Raw genomic sequence first — 2,426 nt, 5'->3', positions numbered from 1 at the left:
GTATGCGTCCGGGCAAGTACGTCTTCAACTGCGCTCATTGAGCCTTTATCTTAACGACTGATTATGACATCAGGAGTTAACATGGCTACACGTTCACATGAAGATTGGGCTGCTTTGATACAACAGCACCCCGCCAGCGGCTTAACGATTAGCGCTTTTTGCCGTCAGCATAAGCTCAGTGTCAGCGGATTTTACGCCCGCAAAGCGGATATGGCTAAAACAAACAGTCAACCGATAGCGCCGTTTGTTATGGCCACTTTGACCTCGCTGACAGCGATGACAACCCAAGCTCAACCTTCCGCTTCAGCCCAGGCTATCCATTTTCAGCATCATACAGGGCTATGGACTTTCCCCAGTTCCTTACCCCCAAGCTACCTGCTTGAGATTATTAAAGGCCTACAAGCATGTTGATGTTTCGTGAGCTTCCCAGTGTTTATCTGCACCGTGCACCGGTGGATTTTCGTAAATCGATAAATGGCTTAGCGGTTATCGTTGAGCAGCAATTATCCTTACAAGCCACCGACGGCAGTGTGTTTGTCTTTTGTAATAAAAGCCGTGATAAATTAAAAATCCTCTACTGGGATAGCACCGGCTTTGCACTGTGGTACAAACGCCTCGAGCAGGATAAGTTTAAGTGGCCGACGAAAAGTATTGATGAGTGCCTGAGCCTATCTGAGCAACAGTTTCATTGGCTGTTATCTGGCTTTGATGTACTGGGGCATCAACATGTGAACGGCTTGAATTACAGTTAATTGATCGCCATTGCGAAGGCTGTTTTCGATAATTAGATCATTGTATTATCCTTGTTTCGGGTGATGTTTGGTATAATAACACCATGAAATTAAGCCCTGATAACTTACCCAATGACGTTGATTTACTTAAGCAATTATTGCTTGAGACGTTGGCGACTAAAGACGCTGAAATCGCCGAGCTTAAACACTCGGTGCAGCGCTTGCTTGAGCAATTTCGCCTCGCACAGCAACAACGTTTTGGGGCCAGCAGTGAAAGTCATGATTATCAAGGTGAGTTGTTTAACGAAGCAGAAGTCACCGTTGATAAGCCTGCTGAGTTAGCAACCGATGCAGACGAGTCTGTTTCTCCTAAAAAACGGGCTAAGCGTAAATTATTGCCTAAAGACCTGCCACGTGAAATCATTATTCATGACATCAGTGATGAAGATAAACAGTGTGATTGCTGTGGCCATCAGCTGGCATTAATGGGGCAAGACAGCAGTGAGAAGCTTAAGTTTATTCCGGCGAAAATCAGTGTGATTGAGCACGTTAGATTAAAATACAGCTGCAAGCATTGTGAAACCAAAGGGACGCAAGCCAATATCAAGCAAGCGCCCGTGCCAGCCAGTCCTATCCCTAAAAGTGTGGCGACGCCAAGCTTACTAAGCCAGCTCATTACCAGTAAATATCAGTACGCATTACCCCTTTACCGGCAAGAAACCTTATTCAAGCAACACGGTATCGCCTTAAGCAGGCAAACCATGGCGGATTGGATGATGAAATCTGCCGCTTTGTTTAAACCCTTATATGATTTACTGCACCACCATTTATTAACACAAGATGTCATCCACGCAGATGAGACCACGCTCAAGGTGATTAACGATGAGCGGGTAAAATCCTATATGTGGGTGTATTGTGCTGGCGCAGATGGACCAAGCACTGAGCCTCGATATCAAGGTTTGCGCAGCATCGTACTGTACGACTATCAAGACGGTAGCCGCGCGGGCACCTGCGTGAGCCGTTTTCTTGCCACCGAGCAAACGGTATTTAATGGTTATTTACAAGTCGATGGCTACGCGGCTTATCAGCAGGCAAACAATAAACTGGTCGGTTGTTGGGCACATGCACGGCGTAAATTCAAAGAAGCGCTAATAGCACAAGGCAAACCCAAAGCAGGCAAAGTCAGTAAAGCGGATATGGCATTGAGCATGATAGCCAAGTTGTACCGCATTGAGACCCAAATACAAGCACTGAGCCTGGAAGATAGGCTGTATGTTAGACGCACGCAATCACAAGCTCAACTGGCGTTATTTAAGCAATGGCTGGATAAATCAGTGCTGCAAGTGTCAAAGGAAAGTCCGCTAGGCAAAGCCATCCATTACAGCCTCAATCAATGGTCAAAGCTGAGTTGTTACATCGAAGACAGCCGACTCAATATCGACAACAACCGCGCAGAGCGGGCAGTAAAACCCTTTGTGATAGGGCGTAAAAACTGGCTATTCAATCACAACCATCGCGGCGCTGAGGCGAGTGCAATTTTGTACAGCATCATAGAAACGGCTAAAGCGAATGGACTTACCCCGTTCGATTACATCGAACACTGCTTAGAACAATTATCCTACCCTGATTGTGACCTCAACAGTCTCTTACCCTGGTAGGTTAGGCTAGACAAGACGTCGTTCGCCGGACGCATAC

3 protein-coding genes are annotated in these 2,426 nt (G+C 46.5%); all 3 read left to right on the top strand.

Annotation, left to right across the window (positions count from 1 at the left end; translation table 11 throughout):
- Nucleotides 1-81 precede the first annotated feature (81 nt).
- The 3 genes from tnpA (at nucleotide 82) to tnpC (ending at nucleotide 2,389) form a co-directional block, all read left to right on the top strand.
- On the top strand, nucleotides 82-411 hold the full coding sequence (gene tnpA / locus AAEZ00_RS20445; RefSeq protein ID WP_351089695.1) for an IS66 family insertion sequence element accessory protein TnpA: 330 nt from the start codon (nucleotides 82-84) through the stop codon (nucleotides 409-411).
- Nucleotides 405-752 carry an IS66 family insertion sequence element accessory protein TnpB gene (tnpB, locus tag AAEZ00_RS20440; protein WP_351089693.1) on the top strand — a complete coding sequence of 116 codons (348 nt, stop codon included), beginning with the start codon at nucleotides 405-407 and terminating at the stop codon, nucleotides 750-752. The genes tnpA and tnpB overlap by 7 nt, the downstream gene beginning before the upstream one ends.
- Before the next feature lie 83 nt (nucleotides 753-835).
- Nucleotides 836-2,389, top strand: coding sequence for an IS66 family transposase (tnpC, locus tag AAEZ00_RS20435; RefSeq protein ID WP_351089691.1), 1,554 nt, complete (start codon nucleotides 836-838; stop codon nucleotides 2,387-2,389).
- Nucleotides 2,390-2,426: the final 37 nt, after the last annotated feature.

This window comes from Shewanella sp. S1-49-MNA-CIBAN-0167 (genome assembly GCF_040310145.1).
Taxonomy (GTDB): Bacteria; Pseudomonadota; Gammaproteobacteria; order Enterobacterales; family Shewanellaceae; genus Shewanella; species Shewanella psychromarinicola.
This window is presented reverse-complemented; position numbering and strand designations above follow the sequence as displayed.

Coding starts and splice junctions, on each gene's coding strand:
- tnpA (WP_351089695.1), top strand. CDS start 82: ATGGCTACACGTTCACATGAAGATTGGGCTGCTTTGATACAACAGCAC.
- tnpB (WP_351089693.1), top strand. CDS start 405: ATGTTGATGTTTCGTGAGCTTCCCAGTGTTTATCTGCACCGTGCACCG.
- tnpC (WP_351089691.1), top strand. CDS start 836: ATGAAATTAAGCCCTGATAACTTACCCAATGACGTTGATTTACTTAAG.